Here is an 18614-nt window from a genome sequence, read left to right on the forward strand (position 1 = left end):
TCCTTTATTTAAAAGTAAAGAGTGACATATGTTATTTTATAATTTTTAAGGAGTTTAGTAAAACAAAATTTTGGGTATGCTATTGTTTTACCTCTTCTTCCAAGTATAGGCTGTCACCTAAAGTAATTTGCCCAGCGCCATTTGTTAATTCGGTCATCCAGTCAGTAAAAGCCCCAGTTTGGTTTTCTTCCACAAATGTTTCAACTGTGACTGTATCAAGATAGTGAATTTCCTTTAACGCGTAAATAGAAGTTCTCAGCTCATTTTCGACTTTGCCAAGCAATGTATAATCAATCTTTGTCTTCATAACTGTCATGAGCTTTCTTTCAACAATCCCCGTCGCCTGCAGTCCTTCAGAGGTTGCTCTTCCATAAGCTCTGATCAACCCGCCGGCTCCTAATTTTATTCCGCCGAAATACCTGGTTATGACAACCACAGTATCCTTCAGCTTTTTTTTCTTCAATACTTCAAGGATAGGTACACCTGCCGTGCCGCTTGGTTCTCCGTCATCATTAGCTTTTTGAATCTGGTCGTTTTCACCAATTAAGTAGGCAGAACAATTATGGGTGGCATTGGAATGCTTCTTTTTAATTTTCTGAATAAATTCCAGGGCCTCTTCTGCTGTTTCTGCTCTGGCGACATGAGCGATAAACCTTGATCTTTCTATTTCGATTTCATTTTCTCCGTATCCCTTAACTGTATAATAAGAGGGCAGCACAGACACCGCTCCTTTCTTTACCTTTGTACAAAAAATTCAGCTAAATTCATTATAATTCGACAAGTTTCCCAACATCAATTTTTTAACAGAATGTAATGAAACTTTAATATAGAACATTTTTTCCCATGTTATAATGTAAGCAATTCTGATGTTTATGCTGCTATAATAAAAAATGTGCCAATTTTAATCTTTAAGTGGCATAAATATACATATTATTTTGCTTGATAGTCATGTTTACCCTGCTTTTATATAGGATATAAGACACGGGGTGAAATCACAAGCCTAAGCCTTTTTACCGAATTTTAGGTAACTTGGTATAATTTTCAGACTGGAAACATAGTATCTTAGCTCATTTAGCGCTAAAATAAAGGTACTTAGCGGAAGGGTTACGCCCTTGGAGGAGTGTAAATGAGTATTAAGAAATTCGATTCCAAGACTCTGGATCTTATTCTTGAAAAAATGGTTCAAACAGTAGGTACCAGTAAAGATGAAATATTCCGTATAGGCGAGCAATGCCGTAAAGATTACGAGAACCTTACGGAAGAATTAAAAGAAGTAAAACAAATGGTCCTTAAAGTAATTGAAGAAGGGGATCGGCTGGAAGTGCAAACCCGGTTTGCAAGAAAGCGCCTTTCTGAAGTCAGCATGCATTTTAAGGATTATTCTGAGTCTGAAGTCCGTGAAGCCTATGAGAAAGCACATCAGCTTCAAATGGATTTATCCATGAACCGTCAGCTTGAGAAACAGCTGAGGGATCGCCGTGATGATATTGAAAGACGGCTTATAGGTGTTAATGACACCATCGATAGATCGGAAGTTCTTATTTCACAAATTACCGTCGTAATGAATTATCTGACAAGTGACCTGAAACAAATGGGAGAAATCATTGAAGATGCAAAGCTTAAACAGGATTTTGGGCTGAAAATCATCGAAGCACAGGAAGAAGAGCGGAAAAGAGTATCCCGCGAGATCCATGACGGACCTGCCCAGATGATGGCGAATGTCATGATGAGATCCGATTTAATTGAACGGGTATACAAAGAGCGCGGTGCGGATGAAGCCATTACGGAAATAAAAGACCTGAAAAAAATGGTCCGCAATGCGTTATATGAGGTTCGAAGGATTATTTATGACTTGCGTCCAATGGCACTTGATGATCTGGGATTAATACCTACCCTCAAAAAATACTTAACAACCATCGAAGAGTATCACAGAAGTACCAAGATATATTTCGCGAATGTTGGCGAAGAAAGGCGATTGCCGCCACAATATGAAGTCGCATTGTTCCGTTTGATTCAGGAATCTGTGACAAATGCTCTAAAACATGCGGAAGCTAAAGAAATCCAAGTGAAAATAGAGATAAACAGCACCAGGGTTGCAGTAGTCATTAAAGACGATGGGAAAGGCTTCAATATTCGTGAGAAGCGTCCGGGTTCTTTTGGAATTATGGGAATGAGTGAAAGGCTGGAACTCTTGGAAGGCCAGATGTCCATAGATTCCAAACCTGGCAAAGGAACCATTGTCATCATCCAGGTGCCATTAAAATAAGAAACACCTTAAGAATAGAGATAGAAAACTAACTGGAGATTTGGGAGGCGAAGCATTTGAATACAAAGATCGTCATAATTGATGACCATCAATTATTCAGAGAAGGGGTAAAACGCATTTTAGATTTCGAAAAGAGCTTTAATGTAGTGGCAGAAGGCGATGATGGCAGTGAAGCCATGAGTCTTGTTGAAGAGTATGATCCAGATGTGATTATCATGGATATCAATATGCCTAATACAAACGGTGTGGAAGCGACCCGCCAGCTGATTAATAAATATCCTCAATCCAAGGTAATCATTCTTTCCATCCATGATGATGAGAATTATGTAACGCACGCCCTTAAAACTGGAGCTAGCGGATACCTGTTAAAAGAAATGGATGCAGATGCATTAGTTGAAGCTGTAAAGGTTGTCGCTGATGGAGGATCTTACTTACATCCGAAGGTCACACACAACCTGGTAAATGAATACCGCAGATTAGCAGCAGAAGGTACAGGAACAACATCTTATTCCCAGGTAGAAATTCGCCGTCCTCTTCACTTGCTGACACGCCGCGAATGTGAAGTGCTTCAGCTCCTTGCCGATGGGAAAAGTAACCGCGGAATTGGGGAAGCTTTATACATAAGCGAAAAAACGGTTAAGAACCACGTGAGCAATATCCTGCAAAAAATGAATGTAAATGACCGTACTCAGGCAGTAGTGGTAGCTATTAAGAATGGCTGGGTAGAGGTGCGATAGCTTTATTGAGAGAAAAAGTCCTTTTTTATAGGGCTTTTTCTTTTTTATTTTCACCTTTACTCAAAAAGTTCTTTACATTCCCTTTGAAATCAAAAGGGCCATTTAAGTACCTCCTGAAAGCAAGATGGAATAATTCCTCAATTAATAGAAAGATCACAAACGAAGAAAGAATAATTGTGATTGCTTGTGCCATGTGGTTTACCTCTAATTTCTTAGTGTTTTAAGAGTAAATTATCTTCCTGCATTAATGATAACGAAATGACCATGTGGTTTAAAGGCATTTATACACTTTTCTTGAAATATTAACCAAATTATCGCTCGTAGCAATTATTTGATTAGTGCGGCCGCAGCTGTTTGAAAAATAGCTTTTGTATTGGAAGATCTCTTTTTAGCCTGATTCACCATGTGAACAAGCTCTTCGATTTCTTTAGGGGATGCGCTGTCTATCAGCCATGAAGCAAGTTCTGTCCCGCTTACAGAATGGTTGATATTAGGAACTTTAATATGTTTATATTTACTTAATTCACTATTTAGCATTTGATGAAGGGTATCTAGGCTGTACTTATTTGATGTGTGGGTATTTGTGGAGGAAGTGCTTTTACTCAATGTGTTACAGCTCCTTTACAAAATTAAGACACAAAAAGCATTTTAACATACAGCAGGGGAAGATGATAAGGTGTAAAATTACCGTCCTTAAAAGTAGGTAGAATGGGGTATTGGATTATTTGCTGCCCCAATCTATAACTTAATGCATTTTCCCTCTTAATCATATAAAATGGAACATACAGTAGAGAAAAAAAGATAAGGATGGTACCTCTATTTATGAAAACGGCTGTTGTAACGGATAGTACAGCATACATTCCTAAGAATATTAGAGAAAAGTTAAATATACATATGATTCCGCTGAGTGTGATTTTTGGCGGCGAGACTTACCGGGAAGAAGTGGAAATCACGGCTGCAGACTTTTATGAAGAAGTGAAGCACAAGGAGCTCCCAACTACTTCACAGCCGCCGGTTGGAGAGTTTGCCGAGCTGTTTAGGGAATTATCGAAAGAGCATGATGCGGTGATCTCTATCCATTTATCGAGCGGCATCAGCGGCACTTTTCAGGGGGCAGTTACTGCTGGGAGCATGGTCGAGGATATTCAGGTGTTCCCATTTGATTCCGAAATCAGCTGCATGGTGCAGGGGTTTTATGTGATTGAAGCAGCAGAATTGGCTGCTGCCGGTAAGAGTCCACAGGAAATCCTGGAGCGGCTGGAGGAAATGAAAAAGAGCATTCGCGCTTATTTCATGGTGGACGACCTTTCGCATCTTCAGCGCGGAGGACGTTTATCGAGTGCACAGGCATTGATTGGCAGTCTGCTGCAGGTGAAGCCGCTGCTTCATTTCGAGGATAAGAAAATTGTTCCGTTTGAAAAGATCCGTACCCGAAAGAAAGCGATGAAGCGGATGGTTGACCTTTTCTGGGAAGACGTGAAAAGCGGGGAGCCGTATCAGGCGGTGATTATCCATGCCAATCGTGATGCAGAAGCACGCGAGTGGAAGGCTGAGCTTGCCGCACAGTATCCGAATGTAGAGTTTATGATCAGCTACTTTGGTCCGGTTATTGGAACCCATTTGGGCGAAGGCGCTATGGGATTTGGCTGGGTGAAGAAGTAAAGTATTTTGTGCACCATTTCTGTATGAAATGGTGCATTCTTTTTGTCTGAATTGTGAACTTTGGGAAGTGACTTGCGAAACTGGGGAAGGAATGGCAAAATTGATATTTAAGGAAAACCCTCGATAAATTTATGAAAAATGAGGTGATTTTTTGCGATTTGCCACGAAAAATAATATCGCAGCCCCATGTTTTAGCAAAGAAATTCCTGAAAGCCTCCCTATATCCTTCATAAACACCATTCCGGAGCCCCCACTCAACAAAGACTACCCTTATAACAAAGAATTGCAGCAAATCCTCTGCGGAAAACAGCTTCTGCTCGAAAACCTCCAGCATCCACTCGAAGAAATCCATCAGCACTATGAAAATGGCTATGTTACTTACCGAAAAGGGATCATTAAGACCAAAGGCAAGACGGTCTGTACCAGGTGCGGCAATAAAGATAGCTCACTGTTCGCAGGTTTTCCTTGTGCCCGGTGCGGTGAGAAAGAATGTATTTACTGCCGGAAATGCATCATGATGGGCAGAGTCAGTGAGTGCACCCCGCTGATTGGCTGGAGGGGACCCGAGCCTGTCCGTGAATTAAGCGGGCATCCCCTGGAATGGGCTGGCACCCTTTCACCCGGCCAGCAGCATGCCTCGAACCAGGTAAAACAGGCTGTGATAGAAAATAATGAACTCCTCGTCTGGGCTGTCTGCGGTGCAGGAAAGACGGAGGTTCTATTTGAAGGAATCAATGCTGCTCTCGCCTCAGGAAAAAGAGTGTGCATTGCCACTCCCAGAACAGATGTGGTACTAGAGCTTGGTCCAAGACTCAAAGCAGTTTTTCCCGGCATCCATGTGGCTGTCCTCTATGGCGGCAGTGAAGACCGCCAGCTTCAAGCACCCTTAACCATTGCCACCACGCATCAGCTTCTCCGCTTTTACAAAGCTTTTGACACAGTCATTCTGGATGAAGTAGATGCCTTTCCTTATACCGCAGACGAAAGCCTCCAGTATGCGGTCCGCCAGTCCCGCAAAGAACATTCCTCGATGATTTATCTAACAGCTACCCCGAATCAAAAATGGCAGTATGAATGCCGGAGCAGGAAGAGGGAGTTTGTCACCATCCCGGCCAGGTATCACCGTCACCCATTGCCTGTGCCATCCTTCAAATGGTGCGGCAATTGGGAAAAGCCTCTCCAAAAAGATAAACTCCCGCCTGCAGTCACCCAATGGATTAATAAGAGGCTCGATAATGAGAAGCAGTGCCTGCTTTTCCTCCCTAAAATCGATAAAATGGAAATAGTCCTCTCCATTCTTCGTAAAGCCCATCCTAAAATCCAAGCGGTACACGCAGAAGACCCCGAGCGAAAAGCCAAAGTCCAAATGATGCGCAAGAAGGAAATCCCTATGCTGCTTACCACGACTATACTGGAAAGAGGTGTAACATTTCCCAATATAGATGTAGCGGTGTTAGGCAGTGAAGATCGCATCTTTACTGAAAGCGCTCTAGTTCAAATTGCAGGACGGGTCGGAAGAAGTGCCCAATTTCCAGGCGGAGATATTACCTTTTTCCACTATGGTAAAACCGAGAGCATGGTCAAAGCCCGAAAGCAAATCCTCAAAATGAATGCTGAAGCCAAAATGAAAGGATTGATTGACCATTAACTGTTTAATTTGCCATGAAGAAATTGTCTCTGCTGTCAGCTGGTCTACTCTATGGTCACGACCACAGGAGAATCATTTATGCCGGCGTTGCACAGATAACCTTTTATTTATCGAGGGAGATACTTGCGCTAAATGCAGCCGCCCATTTAGCAATTTAGAGCCTCAATTTCGAGAAGGCGATACTTGTACTGATTGTGTAAGGTGGAACCGGGATGCGGAGTTGTCAGGGATGCTGGATAAAAATGTTTCTCTTTTCATGTACAATGACTTTCTAAAAGAAACAATAGCCCGCTACAAATTCAGGGGTGACTATATTATGGCGAAAGCATTTTCTCTATTTATAAGAGAAAGGCTGAAAAATATGGAATTTGATTATCTTGCTCCTATTCCTTTAAGTCCTGAAAGACTTTATGAAAGGGGATTTAATCAGTCCGCAGCACTCATCCATGAAGCAGGCTTTACAGCCTCGGAACTTCTTCAGCGAATCCATTCTGAAAAGCAATCCAAGAAGTCGCGCCAAGATCGAATTCATCAAAATCAGGTTTTCAAGCTGCTTCCAGCAGAAATTGAAAATAAGTCAATCCTTTTAATTGATGATATTTATACAACCGGGTCGACACTTCACCATGCAGCCAAAGTGTTGAAAACTGGAGGAGCACAATCAATCCAATCTATCACATTGGCGAGAGGATAACTTTACCTATAATTCTACTTTTCTTCAAGCTATAATAGTGTCAAAGAATCTCAGAGAGGAAGAAGTCATATGGCTGAGTTATCGAACTGCCCGAAATGTGATGCCATTTTTGTCAAAAAAAATTTCCGCGATGTCTGCCAGGACTGCTGGAAAGAAGAAGAGAAGTCCTATGAGACGGTTTACCAGTTTATACGGAAGAGGGAAAACCGGACGGCAAAACTGCTGGAGGTTGTAGATGCGACGGGAGTTGAGGAAGAGCTCATCATCAAGTTCATTAAAACCGGCCGGTTGAAGCTGGCGCAATTTCCAAACCTGGGCTATCCTTGCGAAAAATGCGGGACAAGCATCCGGGAAGGCAAGCTGTGCGGCAGCTGTGCAGTCGAGCTGCGGAAGGAGCTTCAACAGTTTACAGCTGAAGAAGAACGAAGAAAAGAAGCAGCCCAGCGGGAAAAACAGGGCACTTATTTTGCGGTCAATGAAAAAATTAATCGGCGTTTTTAAGCTATGTGTCTCATTCACATAGCTTTTTCTATAGGCTTATTGATGTATTTTTTGCCAAATGTAAATTAACATTTAAACAAAATGCCACATTAGCCGATAATAGACATAGGGTTAAATCGACCGGAAAGAAAGTGAGGGGTACACATGAAAATCAATAACTTTGGTCCTTCAGGCGTGAACCCATACAAACGCCAAATGAATAAGCTTGAGCATGCAGGAAAACCAGCCAGAACGGCATCAGATAAAATAGAAATCAGCACCACTGCAAAGGAATTGCAGCAGGTATCCCAGCTGAGCGAAAACCGTAAAGCTAAAGTAGAAGAGCTTAAAATTCAGGTAGAGAACGGCACCTATAAAGTCAATCCAAAAGAAGTAGCGAAAAGCATCGCTAATTTCTATACGAAAAAATAATGAGGAGGGAATGACATGTCAGCCGAAGTACTTACTGGAACGATGGAAAAACTGCTAAAGCTTCATAAAAGCCTATATGAACTCGCAGTTAAAAAGACAGACATTATTAAGACCGGCGACATGGAAGGCCTGAATCAGATGCTGAAGGATGAGCAGGCTCATATTGCGGCTATAAGCCAATTGGAGAAAGAACGGGAGAAAGCGGCACACTCCATCGTACCTGCGCTGGAAAGCCCAACAGTATCAGATTGTTTAAATCTCCTCTCGCAGCCTGACCGCCTTAGGCTTGCAGCCATTACGGAGGAGCTTGCTGAGCTGGTGTTCGAGCTGAAGGAGCAGAATTTCCTCAACCAGCAGCTTGTTCATCAATCTCTTCAATTTGTGAATGTATCTATGAATCTATTAAGGCCGCAGCCTGAAAATATCAACTACGGCCCGCCTGCCGGAAAGAAATCTGGAAAGATGAATCCAGGAATTTTCAACTCGAAGGTGTAGCAGAACGGAGGAACTAACATGCGTTCAACTTTCATGGGACTCGAAACAGCCCGCCGCGGCATGTTCACCCAGCAAAGTGCTTTATATACAACTGGTCATAATATTTCGAATGCGAATACGCCGGGATACACCAGGCAGCGCATTAATTTCACGCAAACCGAGCCTTATCCGGGAGTCGGCATGAATCGGCCTCAGATACCCGGTCAAATGGGAACAGGTGTTGAGGCGGGAACAGTTCAGAGAATAAGAGAATCATTCCTCGATCTGCAATTTAGAACCGAAAACACAAAAATGGGCTATTATGGTGCCATGAGTGAGTCTTTAACCAAGATGGAAGAAATCATAAATGAACCGTCTGAGAATGGATTGCACAGTACGCTGGAAAAGTTCTGGAATGCTCTGCAGGATTTATCAAGCCATACAGAAAACACGGGAGCCAGAGATGTAGTGGCAGCCACTGGTCAGATGGTTGCGGATACACTGAATTATTATCATAATTCCCTGGCGCGGGTTCAGGAGGATATCGGCAATCAGGCTGGTGTGAAGGTTGATGAAATCAACGCGATTGTCGCGCAAATTGATCATCTGAATAAGCAGATTGCCTCTGTTGAGCCGCATGGATATTTGCCAAATGATCTTTATGACGAGAGAGATTTACTGGTAGATAGCCTTTCTCAATTGGTCAACGTGAAAGTGACCAGTGTAGTTCCGAATACATATGGAGATGCCAAGCCAATGGCAGCGGGCCTTTATAATATCGAGATTGTCCAGAAGGATGGAAAATCGTATACTCCGCCTATTAACCTTATTTCCGTAACAAAAGAGAGCGGAATTGTTGGCACTAACAAGGTAGAGCTTGAAAAAAGTGAAGAGAGCGGACTCGTAACAGGATTAAAGATTGGATCCTCTTCTTTTACACAATTTGAGTCTCTTTCAGGTGAACTATCCGGCTTAATTAACAGCTATGGTTATGAAGCAGGTGGTTCTGCTAAGGGAGCTTACCCTGAAATGCTGGAGAAGCTGAATAGAATGGCGTCTGCTTTTGCCAAGGAATTCAATGAGATTCATAAGAATGGATATGCCCTTGGAGCAGATACAGTCTCCGGATTGGACTTTTTCGAGTTTGATGAAGAGAACCCGGCACAAAGCATAAAAGTGAATCAAGCATTGCTAGATGACTCATCTAAAATTGCCGCGGCAGCCGAAACAGGCGGAGCGTCAGGTGATAACAAAAATGCACAGCTGCTGGCTGATTTAAGGAAGAAAAGCTTTAGTGATTATACGTCATTGTCGGATGATGAAAAGTCAAAGCTGAATGGGAGTCTTGATTCTTATTATTCAGGTATTATCGGTAAATTAGGTGTAGATTCTCAGAGTGCAAAAAAGGACCTGAAAAACTCCCTTGTGCTGGCAGATTCAGTAGACCGGAACAGGCAATCCGTCTGTGCAGTCTCATTAGATGAAGAAATGACCAATATGATTAAATTCCAACATGCGTATAACGCATCGGCCCGCAATATCACTGTGGTCGATGAAATGCTCGACAAAATCATCAACGGCATGGGCGTTGTAGGCAGATAAAGGGTGAAATAAAGTGCGCGTAACACAATCTATGCTATCAAATAACATGCTTCGAAACTTAAGCAACAGCTATAGCAGGCTGGACAAGCTGCAAGATCAAATTTCTACCCAGAAGAAATTTACCAAGCCTTCTGACGACCCAGTTGCTGCGATGATGGGGATGAACTATCGCACGGACTTAAACCGGATTCAGCAATTTACCCGTAATATCGGAGAAGTGAGAAACTGGGTCGACAGTACCGATGATGCCCTGGATAAAGGCGTGCTGGCCTTGCAGAGAATCAGGGAGTTGACGCTCCAGGCAAGCAACGGCACGCTTGAGGGAGATCAGCGTAAAGCTGTTGCTGAAGAAATCAAACAGCTAAAAGAACATCTGCAGAATATTGGTGATACGCAAGTGGGCGGAAAGTATATTTTTAACGGCAATCAGACAAATGCACGTCCATCTGAAACAGGCTTTCAAAGCGGAACCATTGAGCTTGAGGTATTTTCAGGCATCAAGATTCCTGTTAACACTGAAGGAAAGGCTCTGTTTGGGGACATGCTCAGTGAAGATGGAGATATCCAAAAGCTAATCACAGCGCTTGAAACAAATGATTCAGCCGTTGGGGATATGCTAAAGAATGTTGATAAAAACATAGACAATTTCTTGTCTGCCCGTGCTCTGATTGGTGCCAAACAGAATCGGGTCGAGCTGATGGAGGACCGACTTTCCCAGCAGGAAGTCTTCTCGACAAGAATCCTATCTGATAATGAAGACATCGATATGGAAAAAGCCATCATAGAGCTTACAACCCAGGAAAGCATCCACCGGGCAGCATTAAGCGTTGGGGCAAGAATTATTCAGCCGAGCTTAACCGACTTTTTAAGATAATCCATGAAAAGCTATCCATATGAGATAGCTTTTTTTCATAAAGAGGTGTCTAACATGAACGTGCCGCAGATCAGGATGGAGTCCAATTTTATTAAAATGGGATTAAAGATAGAAAAACCGGTACAGGAAATCGAACAGCAACCCGCCATCCAATCCATCCAGCAGCCTAAAGCCATCCTGGAAATCGATACAATCCCCGGTAAGCTGACAATCGACCAGACAAAAGCACGCGAGGACGTCGATTTAAAAAGTGTCGGCAGAAGAATAGATGAGTTTGCTCAAAACGGTTACCAGGATTGGCTGAAAGGACTGGAGAGAAGAGCTGCACAGGGAACAGAGCTCATGAAAATTGAAAACGGCGGCAACCCCATCGCCTATCAGGCAAAGGAAAACAGCGAAGGTCCTCCCAAACAGTTCAATATTGGCTGGGTACCTTCTCACAATAGTGTAAAGATTAAATATGAACCTGCAAAAGTAAACATTGAGGCTCAGCCGCAAAAGCCGAAGATTGAGGTTGAGGTCAGAAAGCCGGTTCATAAATATACGCCAGGTAAAGTCAGTACAGAGATACTTGAGAAAAATAGCCTAAGCGTTGATTTTATCAATCTAACAATATAGCAATGAGGTGAAAAGATGAATATTCAAACAAAGTTTCATGGTGTTCAAGAGATTAACAGAGAAAATATTATTACGTTTCCATCTGGGATACCGGGATTTTTAGATGAGAAGGAGTTTTATATTCTCCCACTAGAAGGGACAGACTTATTTGTGATGCAGTCAGTTAAAACAACTGAGGTGGCTTTTATTGTTACAGATCCATTTATTCTTTTTCCGCAGTATGAGTTTGATTTGCAGGACGAGGCATTAGGAAAATTAGAAATTCAATCAGATAAAGATGTGGTGGCCTTTGCAATTTTGACAGTAAGAGAGCCATTTCAGAATACAACAGCTAACCTAAAGGCACCATTAGTCATTAATCAAACAAAAAAGCTGGGCAAACAAGTCATACTTAGTCAAACACCTTACCAAACCAAGCATAAAATCATGTCACCTCAAGAACAGGGGGAGAGATAATGCTTGTACTCACAAGGAGACTGAAAGAATCCATCATGATTGGTGACGATATTGAAATCACTATTCTCTCTATTGAAGGCGACCAGGTAAAGCTAGGCATCAGCGCGCCGAAAAGTGTTGATATTCATAGGAAAGAAATATACTTATCTATTCAGCAGGAAAACAGCAGTGCAACTCAAATAGAGGCTAGAGCAATTGGAAGTTTAAGCAGCTTTTTCAAAAAGAAATAAAATTTTTTTCCAAACTATTAAACACCTGTCAAAATAAGTCGATATAACCATTGTAAAGCTGAACAGCAAAAAGGCGGCCGACTTTTCTGCTATTGGGTAAAACAAACCACATGGATGTGGAAATATATCTCAAGGAGGAAACAAATAATGAGAATTAATCATAATATTGCGGCTCTTAACACTTATCGTCAGTTGAATAGTGCTTCAACAGCACAATCAAAATCTATGGAGAAACTATCTTCTGGTCTTCGTATTAATAAAGCTGGAGATGACGCTGCTGGTCTAGCAATATCTGAAAAAATGCGCGGACAAATCCGTGGATTAGACATGGCTTCTAAAAACTCACAAGATGGTATTTCTTTAATTCAAACAGCAGAAGGTGCGTTGAACGAAACACATGATATTCTTCAACGTATGCGTGAATTAGCAGTTCAAGCTGGAAACGATACAAATACTGAGTCTGACCGTAAAGAAATCCAAAAAGAAATAAACCAAATGACTTCTGAAATTAACCGTATCGGTAATACAACAGAGTTCAACACTCAGAAATTATTGAATGGTGATAAAGATGGAGCTGCGGTTGAGGGAGTAACAGCTGTAGCTGGTGAGTATAAAATCTCCTATTCAGCAAATAACATTACAATAGGTGGGAAAACATTCACATATGATGCCACTTCAGATGGTTCTGATAAGACAAAATTTAAAAATGTTGATGAACTTATCGCAGGAATCAATGATGATGCTTCATTAAAAACTTTATTTACAGCAAGTAAAGACGGTTCGGATGTGAAATTAGTACAAGCTACTGGAAAAGAATCCGCAACTGCTCCTGTTGTTAGTGGGGCCACATTAACTGTAACAAAGGCTGGTGTAGATAAGGTTGATGCTGTCGCAGCAGACCCAACAAAGAGCCTTAAATTCCAAATCGGTGCTAATGAAAATCAAAGCTTAACATTAGATATCTCTGATATGAGAGCAGAAGCACTTGGATTAACGTCAACAGGTACTGGGGCGGACCGTGGTGTTACAGATGGTACAAGTAATGAAATTAAAGAACAAGCCCTTAGCGTTCTAACACATGACGATGCTGCAGCAACGGTAACTACTATCCAAGCAGCAATCGATAAAGTATCTGCTGAGCGTTCTAAACTTGGTGCGAACCAAAATCGCTTAGAGCACACAATCAACAACTTAAGCACATCTTCTGAAAACTTAACAGCTGCTGAGTCTCGTATCCGTGACGTAGACATGGCGAAGGAAATGATGAACCAAACTAAAAATTCTATTCTTTCCCAAGCTGCACAAGCTATGCTTGCTCAAGCTAATCAACAGCCACAAGGTGTACTTCAATTATTACGTTAATATATTTTAGGAGAGGATTGGGAACTTTCCCAATCCTCTTTCAATATTTACTTATACGCGTACATAATTAAAATAGATAGCTTCAAATTGTAGGCTATCTATTTTAGTTAACTGTATGTTTAAAGGAGAAAGTAGCATGATAAAAGAGACAGTAAAACCAAGACCATTACTTGTTCCGCAATATATGACGCAATTTTCTTGCATAGGATCTGCTTGTGAGGATTCCTGTTGTATTGGTTGGAGAGTGAATATTGATGAAGATACGTATAAGAAATATAAAAAGTCACGTGACAGTGAATTGAAACCACTTTTTGAAAAAAATGTAACTAGGCAACGCTCTAAGACAACATCTACATCTTATGCGAAGATTAAAATGGGTAATGGAGGAAGATGTTCCTTCCTATCAGATGAAAATCTTTGTAAAGTACAATTGAATTTAGGAGAAGAGTTTTTATCCAATACATGTGCAGTTTACCCCCGTACCATCAATAGTATTAATGGTGTAATTGAAAAATCAGCCACTATGTCTTGCCCAGAGGCTGCCCGGTTAGCACTTTTGAATTCAAAGGGAATCGAATTTGATGAAATTGAAGAGGCTGGTAATAACCGTGGATTTATTGCTAAGCAAATTGAAACACAGTCTTCAAAGTACACAAACAAATTACAAAGGTATTTTTGGGAGTTACGTATTTTTACTATTCAAGTTTTACAAGATCGTAATTATAAATTAGCGGATCGACTAATTATTTTAGGGATGTTCTATCAAAAGATTCAGGAACAAATTAATAAAGATAAAAATGTCTATGGTATTGTAAATGAAATCGCAAAATTCACTAATTTGATGTCTAATCAGGGAATGAAAGATCTACTTGTTGAAATACCTACCCAGTTGGCGGTTCAGATGGAATTATGCAAAGAATTAGTTGATTATCGTTATGGACAAGGAATTAATAGTCAAAGATACATTGAGTGTTTAACAGAAATGTTACAAGGTATTCAGTATACAAGAGAAGCAACTATAGAAGATGTTACAAAGTATTATAAGAATTCTCTTGATGAGTATTATGAGCCTTTTATGACTGAACACGAGTATATACTAGAAAACTATCTTGTGAATTATGTATTTAAAAATTTATTTCCACTAGAACAAAAAAATCTTTTTGAGGATTATATCATGTTGGTAATCCATTATTCGATGATAAAACTTCATTTAATAGGTATGGCAGGTTTTCATAAAGGTTTAACAAACGATCTTGTTATCAAATTAATTCAGTCTTTTGCAAAAACTGTTGAGCATAACAATACTTATTTAAACAAAGTTTTACATTTAATTAAAGTAAATGACTTTGCAACAATGTCTTATATGGCAATTTTAATAAAAAACTAAAAGGACGTTGATTAAGTAGTTAACAGAAGAAGTTTGATTTATGTAAACTATGGCATTAAAGAAGGTTTAGAGAATGTTGATGTTAGAATTACTGACTTTTGCATATCAGGCGCTAACATCAGTTACAGCAAAAGACATAGCGATAAAGCAAGTCAACAAATATGAGTACTACAATATTTCGCTAATATTAGATTTTATGCAGGAAGACTCTAGTTTTGCTAGGGTCTCTTTTCATATAGAGATTGAATATATAATTAAGAATTGGAATAGGACTTAGATTATGTATTCATTAAAATAGAAGGCTATTTACAAGCTCAATTATAATTAGATTTAATAGATCCCATCCAGGTGAAACGCCCATATTAACAATTAAAAAAAACTTCCGATATAAAAACTAATACAGATAATTTATATAGGTAGGGGATATTAATGATAGGTAGCGTATCATCTCAAAATACTTCTCTTACAACTAGATCAGTATGTTCAGATGAAAATTTAATTAAGTTACGCACTAAGGTAGAAAATAAAGATTTATCTTTTCAGTCAAACCTAAGTGGCAAAATAAAGGAAGAACAGCTGACAGAAGTAGTGGATAGCATGAACAAATTCTTACAGGCCTCTCATACATCATTGAAGTTTGTTCTCCACGAAAAACTAAATGAATATTACGTAACTCTAGTTGATGACCTAACCCAAGAAATAGTAAAAGAAATCCCATCAAAGAAAATGCTGGACATGTATGCAGCAATGACGGAGTTTGTTGGGTTAATGGTAGATAAGAAGATTTAAAAGGAGGAGTACATATTGGTTAGAATCGGAGGTCTGGCGAGCGGGATGGATATTGACCAGCTTGTATCGGATCTAATGAAGGCAGAACGGATGCCTCTAGATAAATTAAAGCAGAAGAAACAAATATTAGAGTGGCAGCGCGATGATTATCGTGCAATAAATGCTTTGCTTCTTGATTTCAGAAGTGAATTGACGCAGATGAAGCTAACTGCACGTTATCGCATGCGCCTGACAACTTCTTCAAATGAAGCAATGGTAAGTGCCACGGCAAGTGGTGCAGCAAGTCAGGCTTCTTACTCGATTTCAAAAGTAACAAAGCTGGCAAGTGCGGAGACCCGCGTGAACGGCGGCAGCATTTCTGCGGATGGGAAGTCTATCGACCCAAGCAAAAGTCTATATGCACAGGAAAACAATTTTATGTATAAAGGCAATCATACAGATTCAGGTGGAAATCCGGCCAGTAGTGCCTGGAAAAATGGTGCTGTATTAAGTAAAAGCATTAATGTGACTGATCCAGCTGCAATTAGCTTTGGAGATATGATCAAAGTAGATCCTAGTGAACTCAGTTCCTGGAGTGTAAAGGTTAATGGAGTCGGGTTTAATACGCTGAGTGAGGCAGAATTGACTGCGGCGAACCGTCCTTTAAAAGAGAACGAAGTGCTGGTAAAAGAAGATGGAACACTGCAGTTTGGCAAGGAGCCTGCAAAGGGAAGTGTCATTAAGATTGATTATGTAGCGACTGAACGGACAGGTTCCCATGCTATTGCAAGCGGCACTTCCTCTATTCAATTGGCTCAAGGTGCCTTGAACGAAGTGAAAAGCATTAAGGTAAAGGAAACATCCTCCGGAGAGACCACTGAGAAAACTTTTTCAATGGGTTATATCGTAAATGGAGAAAGAGAAATACTCGATGATGCGAATAAAGTGGTAGGCACCCTTAACTACGAAACAGGCAAAATCACGTTTAATTCTGATATGCAAAAACCGGCAGATGGATCTGACACAACGATGACTCTGGAGATTACATATGATCACAAATATACTGCTTTTTCCGTAGATACCTCAACCTCTAAAGGAGAGCGTCATGACTCTTTCCTTATTTCAGGCAGTGAGTCTCTGAATAATGTCATCAGTAAAGTCAATGCTTCAAGCACTGGTGTCAATATGTTCTTTGACAGTGCTACAGGCCAAATGACAATGACCCGCACAGAGACGGGGGATTTTAATAAAGATGGGGCTGAAACCACAACAAGCGGAAGCTTTCTGAATGATGTTCTTCGCTTCAAAGGTGCTGTGGTCAAGGAAGAAGGAAGTAACGCAGAATTTGTAATTAACGGTTTGGCCACAAACAGAAGCTCCAACACTTTTGAGGTTAACGGTGTTACCTTTACTCTTAAGCAGACCTTTGAAGATCAGCCGGTCAGCATCAATGTCAGCAATGATTCCACAAAGGTTTTTGACAATATCAAGGCATTTGTGGATAAATACAATGAAATGATCGATAAAATTCAGAAAAAAACTGGTGAAGAACGCTATCGAAGTTATACCCCCTTGACCGATGAACAGCGTGAGCAGCTGTCAGACAAGCAGCAGGAGCAGTGGGAAGAGCGGGCTAAAAGTGGTCTCCTGCGCAAGGATTCTACGCTTCAGTCTGTTTTATCAGGGATGCGGATGAACTTTTACCAGCCCGTATCGAATGATCTTGTTTCTCCGCTTTATAATCAGCTGGCCAGTATCGGTATTAAAACGACCAGCAATTATTTAGAAGGCGGAAAGCTGGAAATTGATGAAGCTGCCCTGAAAAAAGCAATTGAAGAGGACCCTGTTTCAGTTGAGAATCTTTTTAGAGGAGATGGGCAGACAGACGGGCAGAGAGGGATTGCCCACAGGCTTTATGATACTGTGAACGCTGCGATGGATAAATTGAAAACAAAAGCGGGAAACAGCTTCTCAACTAATCAGCAGTTTACCATCGGCAGGGAACTGAATGATGTAGGCAAGCGAATTGACAGCTTTGAAGATAAATTAAAGCAGGTGGAAGACCGGTACTGGCGCCAGTTCACCGCCATGGAAAAAGCGATTCAGCGTTCCAATGAGCAATCCATGTTCCTTATGAACCAATTTAGCAGCGGCATGTAAGAAAAGGGAGTGTTACACATGGCAGTAAGCAATCCATACCAATCTTATCAGCAAAACTCAGTGAATACGGCATCTCCAGGAGAGCTGACACTAATGCTGTATAACGGATGTCTTAAGTTTATTCATCAGGCGAAGAAAGCCATTGAAGATAAGAATATTGAAATGAAAAATACCAATATCCAAAAGGCACAATCTATTATTCAGGAACTGATGGTAACATTGAATATGGACATGGAAATTTCGAAGAATATGATGTCTTTGTACGACTTCATGAACCGCAGATTAATGGAAGCGAACATTAAAAGTGATGCTTCCATACTGGCTGAGGTGGAGGGCCTGGTCACCGAGTTTCGGGATACATGGAAGGAAGTTATCCAGGTGAACCGCCAGAAGCAGTTCTCGCAGGGCGGTGCGGTTTAGTGAGTTCGGTCCAAGACTTCTATGATGCCACACAAAAGCTAATAATATTACTTGAAGATGCAGCACTTGACCGTGATGAGAAAATCAGTCAGGTTGAAAATTTGCTTGAACACCGCCAGCAGGCAATGGCTGGCATAAAACCCCCCTTTTCAGATTCCGAAAAGGACCTGGGAGCCAGGCTCATCAGCTTAAATTCAAAAGTCACCGCGCTGATGACAAGGGAAAAGCTATTTATCCAAAAAGACATTAAAGACTTAAGCGTTAAGAAAGAAACAACCGGAAAATATGCTAATCCCTATCAATCCATGGCAACGGACGGCATGTTTTATGATAAAAGAAAATAG

The 18614-nt window shown here is 40.9% G+C and carries 22 protein-coding genes and 1 pseudogene; 20 read left to right on the forward strand and 3 right to left on the reverse strand.

What is annotated here, in order from left to right:
* Window positions 1–79: 79 nt before the first annotated feature.
* Window positions 80–718, reverse strand: coding sequence for a YigZ family protein (locus tag AC6CHU_RS10205; protein WP_498121499.1), 639 nt, complete (start codon window positions 716–718; stop codon window positions 80–82).
* Window positions 719–1126: 408 nt separating this feature from the next.
* Here AC6CHU_RS10205 and AC6CHU_RS10210 point away from each other — a divergent pair, with 408 nt between their 5' ends.
* A complete protein-coding gene (locus AC6CHU_RS10210) occupies window positions 1127–2266 on the forward strand; it encodes a sensor histidine kinase (protein WP_498121501.1) in 1140 nt (379 codons plus the stop codon).
* Window positions 2267–2322: 56 nt separating this feature from the next.
* Window positions 2323–3003, forward strand: coding sequence for a response regulator (locus AC6CHU_RS10215; RefSeq protein ID WP_498121503.1), 681 nt, complete (start codon window positions 2323–2325; stop codon window positions 3001–3003).
* A gap of 25 nt (window positions 3004–3028) precedes the next feature.
* On the opposite strand, the gene AC6CHU_RS10220 is transcribed toward AC6CHU_RS10215, so the two are convergent.
* Window positions 3029–3196: a hypothetical protein gene (locus tag AC6CHU_RS10220; RefSeq protein ID WP_498121505.1), complete on the reverse strand. Its 168-nt coding sequence runs from the start codon at window positions 3194–3196 to the stop codon at window positions 3029–3031.
* Window positions 3197–3330: 134 nt separating this feature from the next.
* The gene (locus tag AC6CHU_RS10225) at window positions 3331–3609 is read right to left on the reverse strand and encodes a hypothetical protein (RefSeq protein WP_251284098.1); all 279 of its coding nucleotides are present in this window, start codon (window positions 3607–3609) and stop codon (window positions 3331–3333) included.
* A 216-nt stretch (window positions 3610–3825) separates the two neighbouring features.
* Between AC6CHU_RS10225 and AC6CHU_RS10230 the strand changes: the two genes are divergently transcribed.
* From AC6CHU_RS10230 to fliT, 18 genes and pseudogenes are all read left to right on the forward strand, one after another.
* A complete protein-coding gene (locus AC6CHU_RS10230; protein ID WP_251284097.1) occupies window positions 3826–4665 on the forward strand; it encodes a DegV family protein in 840 nt (279 codons plus the stop codon).
* A gap of 151 nt (window positions 4666–4816) precedes the next feature.
* On the forward strand, window positions 4817–6313 hold the full coding sequence (locus tag AC6CHU_RS10235) for an ATP-dependent helicase ComFA (RefSeq protein WP_498121508.1): 1497 nt from the start codon (window positions 4817–4819) through the stop codon (window positions 6311–6313).
* Window positions 6303–6452 (forward strand): annotated as a pseudogene (locus AC6CHU_RS10240) (ComF family protein); the annotation flags it as partial. The gene AC6CHU_RS10235 and the pseudogene AC6CHU_RS10240, both read left to right, overlap by 11 nt.
* 90 nt (window positions 6453–6542) lie before the next feature.
* Window positions 6543–7007, forward strand: a complete 465-nt coding sequence (locus tag AC6CHU_RS10245; RefSeq protein ID WP_311315932.1) for a ComF family protein — start codon at window positions 6543–6545, stop codon at window positions 7005–7007.
* Window positions 7008–7076: 69 nt separating this feature from the next.
* Complete coding sequence (locus AC6CHU_RS10250) at window positions 7077–7508, forward strand: TIGR03826 family flagellar region protein (protein WP_251284095.1); 432 nt, start codon at window positions 7077–7079, stop codon at window positions 7506–7508.
* Between the two features lie 144 nt (window positions 7509–7652).
* Window positions 7653–7919 carry a flagellar biosynthesis anti-sigma factor FlgM gene (gene flgM, locus AC6CHU_RS10255; protein ID WP_498121511.1) on the forward strand — a complete coding sequence of 89 codons (267 nt, stop codon included), beginning with the start codon at window positions 7653–7655 and terminating at the stop codon, window positions 7917–7919.
* A 15-nt stretch (window positions 7920–7934) separates the two neighbouring features.
* Window positions 7935–8414 carry a flagellar protein FlgN gene (locus tag AC6CHU_RS10260; protein WP_498121513.1) on the forward strand — a complete coding sequence of 160 codons (480 nt, stop codon included), beginning with the start codon at window positions 7935–7937 and terminating at the stop codon, window positions 8412–8414.
* An 18-nt stretch (window positions 8415–8432) separates the two neighbouring features.
* Window positions 8433–9995 carry a flagellar hook-associated protein FlgK gene (flgK, locus tag AC6CHU_RS10265; protein ID WP_498121515.1) on the forward strand — a complete coding sequence of 521 codons (1563 nt, stop codon included), beginning with the start codon at window positions 8433–8435 and terminating at the stop codon, window positions 9993–9995.
* Between the two features lie 13 nt (window positions 9996–10008).
* Entirely contained in the window at window positions 10009–10869 is an 861-nt protein-coding gene (flgL, locus tag AC6CHU_RS10270; protein ID WP_498121517.1) for a flagellar hook-associated protein FlgL, read from the forward strand.
* 54 nt (window positions 10870–10923) lie between these two features.
* Complete coding sequence (locus AC6CHU_RS10275; protein WP_498121519.1) at window positions 10924–11487, forward strand: DUF6470 family protein; 564 nt, start codon at window positions 10924–10926, stop codon at window positions 11485–11487.
* 15 nt (window positions 11488–11502) lie between these two features.
* Window positions 11503–11943, forward strand: coding sequence for a flagellar assembly protein FliW (fliW, locus tag AC6CHU_RS10280; protein ID WP_498121521.1), 441 nt, complete (start codon window positions 11503–11505; stop codon window positions 11941–11943).
* Window positions 11943–12173, forward strand: a complete 231-nt coding sequence (gene csrA / locus AC6CHU_RS10285) for a carbon storage regulator CsrA (protein ID WP_498121523.1) — start codon at window positions 11943–11945, stop codon at window positions 12171–12173. Before fliW ends, csrA begins: the two co-directional genes overlap by 1 nt.
* A 147-nt stretch (window positions 12174–12320) precedes the next feature.
* Window positions 12321–13535 (forward strand): flagellin N-terminal helical domain-containing protein, encoded by a 1215-nt coding sequence (locus tag AC6CHU_RS10290; protein WP_498121525.1) that lies wholly within the window; start codon window positions 12321–12323, stop codon window positions 13533–13535.
* A 136-nt stretch (window positions 13536–13671) separates the two neighbouring features.
* Complete coding sequence (gene fliB, locus AC6CHU_RS10295) at window positions 13672–14922, forward strand: flagellin lysine-N-methylase (protein ID WP_498121527.1); 1251 nt, start codon at window positions 13672–13674, stop codon at window positions 14920–14922.
* Window positions 14923–15351: 429 nt separating this feature from the next.
* Window positions 15352–15711, forward strand: coding sequence for a flagellar protein FlaG (flaG, locus tag AC6CHU_RS10300; RefSeq protein WP_498121529.1), 360 nt, complete (start codon window positions 15352–15354; stop codon window positions 15709–15711).
* A gap of 15 nt (window positions 15712–15726) precedes the next feature.
* Window positions 15727–17850, forward strand: a complete 2124-nt coding sequence (gene fliD, locus AC6CHU_RS10305; RefSeq protein ID WP_498121531.1) for a flagellar filament capping protein FliD — start codon at window positions 15727–15729, stop codon at window positions 17848–17850.
* A gap of 18 nt (window positions 17851–17868) precedes the next feature.
* On the forward strand, window positions 17869–18270 hold the full coding sequence (gene fliS, locus AC6CHU_RS10310) for a flagellar export chaperone FliS (RefSeq protein WP_498121533.1): 402 nt from the start codon (window positions 17869–17871) through the stop codon (window positions 18268–18270).
* A complete protein-coding gene (gene fliT / locus AC6CHU_RS10315; protein ID WP_498121535.1) occupies window positions 18270–18614 on the forward strand; it encodes a flagellar protein FliT in 345 nt (114 codons plus the stop codon). Before fliS ends, fliT begins: the two co-directional genes overlap by 1 nt.

This window comes from Cytobacillus sp. GQ23 (assembly GCF_059758675.1).

Bases quoted from the DNA above. Each gene is read 5' to 3' on its own strand.
- AC6CHU_RS10210 (WP_498121501.1), top strand. From the start codon at position 1,127: ATGAGTATTAAGAAATTCGATTCCAAGACTCTGGATCTTATTCTTGAA.
- AC6CHU_RS10220 (WP_498121505.1), bottom strand. From the start codon at position 3,196: ATGGCACAAGCAATCACAATTATTCTTTCTTCGTTTGTGATCTTTCTA.
- AC6CHU_RS10230 (WP_251284097.1), top strand. From the start codon at position 3,826: ATGAAAACGGCTGTTGTAACGGATAGTACAGCATACATTCCTAAGAAT.
- AC6CHU_RS10245 (WP_311315932.1), top strand. From the start codon at position 6,543: ATGCTGGATAAAAATGTTTCTCTTTTCATGTACAATGACTTTCTAAAA.
- AC6CHU_RS10250 (WP_251284095.1), top strand. From the start codon at position 7,077: ATGGCTGAGTTATCGAACTGCCCGAAATGTGATGCCATTTTTGTCAAA.
- flgM (WP_498121511.1), top strand. From the start codon at position 7,653: ATGAAAATCAATAACTTTGGTCCTTCAGGCGTGAACCCATACAAACGC.
- AC6CHU_RS10260 (WP_498121513.1), top strand. From the start codon at position 7,935: ATGTCAGCCGAAGTACTTACTGGAACGATGGAAAAACTGCTAAAGCTT.
- flgK (WP_498121515.1), top strand. From the start codon at position 8,433: ATGCGTTCAACTTTCATGGGACTCGAAACAGCCCGCCGCGGCATGTTC.
- AC6CHU_RS10275 (WP_498121519.1), top strand. From the start codon at position 10,924: ATGAACGTGCCGCAGATCAGGATGGAGTCCAATTTTATTAAAATGGGA.
- fliW (WP_498121521.1), top strand. From the start codon at position 11,503: ATGAATATTCAAACAAAGTTTCATGGTGTTCAAGAGATTAACAGAGAA.
- csrA (WP_498121523.1), top strand. From the start codon at position 11,943: ATGCTTGTACTCACAAGGAGACTGAAAGAATCCATCATGATTGGTGAC.
- AC6CHU_RS10290 (WP_498121525.1), top strand. From the start codon at position 12,321: ATGAGAATTAATCATAATATTGCGGCTCTTAACACTTATCGTCAGTTG.
- fliB (WP_498121527.1), top strand. From the start codon at position 13,672: ATGATAAAAGAGACAGTAAAACCAAGACCATTACTTGTTCCGCAATAT.
- flaG (WP_498121529.1), top strand. From the start codon at position 15,352: ATGATAGGTAGCGTATCATCTCAAAATACTTCTCTTACAACTAGATCA.
- fliS (WP_498121533.1), top strand. From the start codon at position 17,869: ATGGCAGTAAGCAATCCATACCAATCTTATCAGCAAAACTCAGTGAAT.